Here is a 5,443-nt window from a genome sequence, read left to right as displayed (position 1 = left end):
ACTGGTGTTCACCTCTTCCCATCTCGAACAGAGCAGTTAAGCCCAGTACCGTTGATGATACTGCAATCAAATGCGGGAAAGTAAAAAAGCTCCAAAATATTATAACAAACACAAGCCACCTCATAAAGGTGGCTTTTTTGTTGTTAGGGCTCTGCAAGTAGAACAAGCAACTACAGAAAAGTAAAAAATACACTTAGGGTAACCCTAGAGGTGAAATACATTTTTTAACTACCAGAGTACTGAAGAGTACGAGTCGGCGTTAAATGCGAGAAAGTATAAAACTACATCTATGAAAGTCGAGCTCTACATCCTCTTTATTTCTTTTCTAATTATAACCCTATTTAACTTTAAGAAACATAAAGTTTTTCTTTAAACTTATTTTATTATATAAAGATTATCGATACTTTTACTCAAAATAAATCTTGTAAATACTTTCTACCCCTAAAATATGAGAACAGCGCTTGTCTCATTATTGCTACTATTATCCGTAGCTTCAGAAATATCGTTAGCTCAAAAACGATATGCTCCTCGATATAGCTATTTAGATGGCTATTCTTTAACAGCAACTGCTGGTATTCCATATATTGTTGGAGAACTTCATGGTATTCAAGGTTTCCCTACCATTTATAATTTATCATTGGAAAAGGGATTTTCTCCTAAAGTATCTGGACGATTAACTGTAATGTCTGGAATAGCCCAGAGTCAAAATAGTGCAGAATATCATGCCTATGCTCGAAATAATTATTGGGGAGTGTCAATAGCGCCTGTGATAAATTTAACAGCTCTATTCGCCCGAGAACAAGAACGTCAGCTCAAATGCTACATGTCAGTAGGCATAGGGTTATTGAGATTTCATACTGATGTATATAATATAAATGACCAGTTATTACGTACTACCTCAAATAGTACAAGCCGACATACACCCATTTTTCAACAATTTGGCCCGGGTTCTGGAGCAGTGGGTATCTACTATACAAGGGAAGTGTTTATCCCATTGACTTTTTCCTGCGATTATAAACTCCTCCCTCGACTTTACTTGAATGGCTCAGTAGGCGTTAATTGGATTAGCACAGATAAGTTTGACGGAACTACTCCGTATAATTTATCAGACCCTTATTTTGTAGAAGGTCCTAATTCATACAGTAATACAGCAAATGATGGATGGGTAAATGTGAATATTGGCTTGAAATATAAGTTTATTGCACAACGATTTATACATCAGAGAGGTATTTAGCACTTCATATTTTACTAATAAATGAATTTGTGATTTTAGAGTTGCCTTTGAGTGGATTAAATAACTATTTTTATACTTTTCTAAAAATACGTAAGTTTTTACATATATCTAAACTTTAATAACTATCACACCATCTATGATCAAGGTATTATTTATATTTCTACATGGACTATGGTTCACTCCAATGTTGTTTAATCAGCCTATTTCTTCAAGGATTGAAGCTGTTACTGTATATCCCGACGGGGCTCAGATTACTAGAAAAGCTAAAGTCGATTTACCTGTGGGAAAGACCGAAATACTTTTTTCAGGCTTAGGAGCAACGCTAGATGCTAAAAGTTTACAAATAAGCGTAGATACTCGGGTAAAGGTATTGGAAGTTAATCATCGACTAAAAGATATTAAAAAGGAAGAGCAAGAGGAAATTAAAAAGCATGAAGACCAAAAAACGGCTATCGATGCTAAAATAAAGAACTTCAGAGCTATGCTGACTGTTTATAAACGCGAAGAAGAGTTGCTTGTTAAAAATCAAACGATAGGCACTGCTTCAACAGCAAAAGTGGAAGAGTTGAAATTGCTGGTTGATTTTCAGCGCCAACGTATGACGGAGGTTCTGAACAAACAGTTGGAAATAGAGAGGAATATTCAAGCATTTGAGGATGAAAAGAAAAAACACGATCAAGCCTTAACAGAGCTCACCGAAAAGCAAACAGCTAATACCTCTGAAGTACTAGTGACGGTAGAAACAAAAGAAGTATTAGCTGATGTAACATTCAATATTTCGTATTACGTCAAAGAAGCAGGTTGGATTCCAACTTACGATGTGCGTGTCGAAAATGTATTAAAGCCTTTAAAATTAGCCTATAAAGCTTATGTGTATCAATATTCAGGAGAAGATTGGAGAGCTGTGAAGCTACGTTTTTCAACAGCTACTCCTAATAAAAATGCTACACCTCCTGAATTACAAAAATGGTTTTGGGGAGAAGCTAACGATTACTCTTCCTATTATAATTCAGTTGAAAGTAATTCAAATGAACTAACTGAAGTAAAAGGTTCGGTGAGAGACTTCGCAACTCAAAATGGCCTGCCAGCAGTATCTATCTCCTTCGCTGGAACAAACTTTGGAACAGCTACAGATGCCAATGGAAATTATCGTTTGGCCATTCCCCCTAATTTACAGAAGAAAGGTCTAGAGTTAATATATTCTTATATAGGCTATAAAACTCAACGACAAAGGGTTTATGGTAATAAGCTTGACATATTATTGCAAGCTGACCATAATGAATTAAATGAGGTAGTGGTGGCTGGCTATGGTAGGCAACAAAAGCAAACTATCACAGTTGGTATAGCAACAGTTGAAAGAAAAAGTAAAGATGCTCCAGCAATAACTAATATCGAGGAGAGTGAAGCTCCGACAAGTCTGAGTTTTGATGTTATCTCACCAACAACGATTCCTTCAGATGCTGAAACTCATACAATAGATTTGAAGGAAGAGGATATTCCTACTTTGTATGAATATAAAGTGATTCCCAAAATAGACACCGATGTTTTTTTACAAGCAAAAGTAGTAGACTGGGAGAAATATAATTTGGTCGATGGAGACGTGAATCTTTATTTAGAGGGCACTTATGTGGGTAAAAGCGATTTGACTTTAAAGCAAAACGATACGCTTACTTTTGCGTTGGGAAGAGATAAAAATATAATTGTTACTCGAAAAAAACAGAAGGAATTACAGAAAAAACAATTTTTAAGTAATAGTAAAGTCGATCATGTAAGCTATGAAATTGAGTTGAAAAATACGAAAAAGTATCCTATTAATATTATGGTTGAAGACCAATTTCCTGTAACAAGATTAAAGGAAATAGAAATCTATGACAAGCTTGCACCTGAGGCAGGGGTTGACAATGATTCAGGAAAGATTACTTGGCGACTAAACCTCGCTGCTATGCAACAAAAGAAATTGACTTTTCAATATTCTGTTAAATCTCCCAAAGGGACTAACAATAGCACTGAATAGTTTTAGAGCCGTATCTCAACGATACGGCTTTTTTTACGTAATTTTGCCCCAAATTTTGCTAAACTAGGCTTAGGCCTATTGCTCAACATAATGAATTATCTATCAGCAGAAAATATTTCTAAAAACTTTAATGAGCGTTGGCTTTTTAAAGGTATCAATTTCGGTATTCTTAAAGGTGATAAAGTAGCCTTAGTGGGTCAAAATGGCTCTGGAAAGACTACTTTAATGAATGTCTTGGCAGGAGTGATTCCTGCCGACGAAGGTACTATCAGTATTCGCAAAGGAATTACTGTTGGGTATCTTTCACAAAATCCTGCATTCAATGAATCGTTGTCGGTCATGGATTCCCTTTTTGATGGCGATTCACCGACAGTGCAAGCCATCAAGGCATATGAAAATGCTATGTTGCATCACAACGATGATGATTTGACGAGAGCGCTTGAGTTGATGGACAAATACCAAGCTTGGGACTACGAAAGTCGTGTGGAACAAGTTTTAGGGAAATTGGGTATTCATGACCTCGATAAACCTATTACGTCATTGTCGGGTGGTCAGCGCAAGCGTGTGGCTATGGCCAAAATTTTGATTGAGGAGCCAGATTTAATCATCATGGATGAACCGACCAACCACCTCGATTTAGAAACAATCGAGTGGTTGGAGCAAACTCTTTCTTCCCAAAATGTAACCTTGTTATTAGTAACCCACGACCGTTATTTCTTGGATAGAGTTTGTAATAATATTGTTGAGTTGGATAATGGTAAAACGTATCCTTACAAAGGAAATTATGGGTATTTCTTAGAGAAAAAAGCTGAACGTGAAGCCATGGAAGCGGCAAGTATCGATAAAGCTAAGAACCTGCTTCGTACTGAGCTAGAATGGATGCGCCGCCAGCCTAAAGCGCGTGGAACAAAAGCACAATACCGTGTAGATGCTTTTTATGATTTGAAAGATAAGGCTTCGCAAACTAAGGACGATTCTAAAGTACAGTTAAATGTAAAAATGGCTCGTCAGGGTAGTAAGATTTTAGAAATTGATGACTTATCAAAAAGCTTTGGCGAACAAAAAATCGTTGCTAATTTCTCTTATGTTTTCAAGAAAAAAGATAGAATTGGTATCATTGGAAAAAATGGAGCTGGAAAGTCAACATTTTTGAATATGATTACGCAAAACCTTAAACCCGATTCAGGAAATATTACCACAGGCGAAACGGTTGTTTATGGTTATTATCAGCAGGGCGATTTAGAATATAGAGATGGGCAAAGAGTTATTGATATAGTGACCGAAATTGCCGAATACGTTACTTTAGGAAATGGACAGAGCATTACGGCAAGTCAGTTTTTGACGCATTTTAAGTTTGAGCCTAAAGTACAATATACACTTGTTGAAAAGCTGTCTGGGGGCGAAAAACGCCGTTTGGCTTTGATGCGAGTTTTGATTAAAAACCCTAACTTCTTGATTCTGGATGAACCTACCAACGACTTGGATATTCAGACATTGAATATTTTGGAGGACTTCTTAATGGAGTTTGGTGGCTGTTTATTGCTAGTATCTCACGACCGTTATTTTATGGACAAATTGGTTGAACACCTTTTTGTGTTTGAGGGAGAAGGACAAATTCGTGATTTCCCAGGAAACTATACCGATTATCGTGAATGGAAAGATGAATTGGATAAGCAAGAGGCTCAAGCTAAATCAGCACCGAAAAAAGTAGAAACGCCAAGTGCTCCGGTTGTTCAAGAAGCTCCTGTGGCTACTTCTACCAAAAAGAAACTTTCTTATAAAGAACAAAAAGAATATGAATCTTTGGAAGGGGAAATCGCTAAATTGGGAGACCGTAAAGCTGAATTGACAGAAAAACTCAATGCTGGGGGGGCTTATGAAGAATTGGCAGTTTGGGCTAAGGAGATAGAACAAATTGCAGACCAACTTGACGAAAAAGAACTTCGTTGGTTAGAGCTATCAGAAATGATGTAGACTGCATAATTCTTTCATAATAAAAGCATTACTGTATATTCAAGTGCCACAATTTGTATTGTGGCACTTTTTTTTGTTTAACTTTATCTAAAATTATTCAAAGTCTACTCTACCCTACTAAAAAATGGGACAAATTAGGTAAAAAGAAAGGGAAGCAAGAGTTTTGTAGTTACCAAGCTCCAAAACATCCCACTTCCCATGAACCAACGGCTCGAAAGCGA

3 protein-coding genes and 1 rRNA gene are annotated in these 5,443 nt (G+C 36.7%); all 4 read left to right on the top strand.

Annotated elements, in window-relative coordinates; all coding sequences use genetic code 11:
• Nucleotides 1-97: ribosomal RNA gene (gene rrf / locus QM524_RS26080) — 5S ribosomal RNA — on the top strand; the annotation flags it as partial.
• A 351-nt stretch (nt 98-448) separates the two neighbouring features.
• Nucleotides 449-1,234, top strand: a complete 786-nt coding sequence (locus QM524_RS25820) for a hypothetical protein (protein WP_283346893.1) — start codon at nt 449-451, stop codon at nt 1,232-1,234.
• A 136-nt stretch (nt 1,235-1,370) separates the two neighbouring features.
• On the top strand, nt 1,371-3,248 hold the full coding sequence (locus QM524_RS25815) for a mucoidy inhibitor MuiA family protein (protein WP_283346892.1): 1,878 nt from the start codon (nt 1,371-1,373) through the stop codon (nt 3,246-3,248).
• A 90-nt stretch (nt 3,249-3,338) separates the two neighbouring features.
• Nucleotides 3,339-5,222 (top strand): ABC-F family ATP-binding cassette domain-containing protein, encoded by a 1,884-nt coding sequence (locus tag QM524_RS25810; RefSeq protein WP_283346891.1) that lies wholly within the window; start codon nt 3,339-3,341, stop codon nt 5,220-5,222.
• Nucleotides 5,223-5,443: the final 221 nt, after the last annotated feature.

The sequence above is a fragment of the Flectobacillus roseus genome, from assembly GCF_030056595.1.
Lineage (GTDB): Bacteria > Bacteroidota > Bacteroidia > Cytophagales > Spirosomataceae > Flectobacillus > Flectobacillus roseus.
This window is presented reverse-complemented; position numbering and strand designations above follow the sequence as displayed.